General features: G+C 55.0%; 2 protein-coding genes. One reads left to right on the plus strand and one right to left on the minus strand.

Translation table 11 applies throughout. The features are described 5' to 3' along the window. Window positions 1–233: 233 nt before the first annotated feature. Window positions 234–650: a hypothetical protein gene (locus MRBLMC3_RS17475; RefSeq protein ID WP_363737603.1), complete on the plus strand. Its 417-nt coding sequence runs from the start codon at window positions 234–236 to the stop codon at window positions 648–650. A 68-nt stretch (window positions 651–718) separates the two neighbouring features. Here the strand turns inward: MRBLMC3_RS17475 and MRBLMC3_RS17480 are convergent. Continuing rightward, window positions 719–931, minus strand: a 213-nt coding sequence (locus MRBLMC3_RS17480) for a hypothetical protein (RefSeq protein ID WP_363830859.1), incomplete at its 5' end; no start/stop codon positions are given.

The following is a 931-nucleotide window of genomic DNA, read 5'->3' on the forward strand; positions in this document are numbered from 1 at the left end:
CAAACGCGTCTGCAGATTCTTGAAGGCCTTCTCACCAGCGCGCGTGACCAGGTGGCCCGCGGCGAACTTCTGACTCATGCTGAAATACGCCGGCTCAATAAGGCTTTCGATGACTTGACGCACCGTAACAACCTCTGACGCGGGATGCACCTGGATCACCTCTTTCGCAAACGAAACTTGGATCCAGGCCGCCCGGTTTCAAAATCGCAACTATCCTCAAATGGAGGTAGAACATGTCTGATACGCAAGGAAAGCGAAGGCGCTTCAGCGCGTTTCGGTCGGCAGCAGAAGAAGTAGGAATGGCTGACAAACGAAACGCGGCAGCAGAAGGCCGTGTGAAATACGTGCTTCAGCAGAAAGCCGCATCACCAAGCGATTCCCAAAAGCGTGAACAGAGGAATGTCTCAGCAATGAATATTGAAAACACGGATTTGGAACGCCGGGTTCTGGCCCATGAACGCATATTACGGGCCTTAATCCGTCATATCGCAGAAGAGCAGCCCGACATTCTGATGCGCCTCAAACAAACGTTCAGTCTAGGTCACGTCTTGGGAGAGGATGAACAGGATTATGTGTCCACGCAGCAATATGGTGATCAATTCATCAGGGCGATTGAACTGGCGATAGCGCGACAGGCCGATACAGTATAAAGCCGCGAGAGCCCGCACTAAAGTTCGCGCTTTACCGAACATACGGCGGCGCGGGCTCTTCGCTCCACCTACCTCGAGATGCCACCGCCCTCGTTCTCCCATTCATCGAGGGCAGTGGCGAGTTCATCTCTCCTCCCCCGGCTCCACCAAGGCTGACCGTGCAACTCATTGTCAGCAGCCTCTGCAAGCGAACGCCCGTGGCGTTCTGCCAGCCAAATCCGGGCAGCGACGATTTTCTCATAGCCGAAGATCGATCCGGCGCTGGCTATTCCAGCAGCAGC

Source organism: Sphingobium sp. LMC3-1-1.1, assembly GCF_040676285.1.
GTDB lineage: Bacteria > Pseudomonadota > Alphaproteobacteria > Sphingomonadales > Sphingomonadaceae > Sphingobium.

Bases quoted from the DNA above. Each gene is read 5' to 3' on its own strand.
- MRBLMC3_RS17475 (WP_363737603.1), top strand. From the start codon at position 234: ATGTCTGATACGCAAGGAAAGCGAAGGCGCTTCAGCGCGTTTCGGTCG.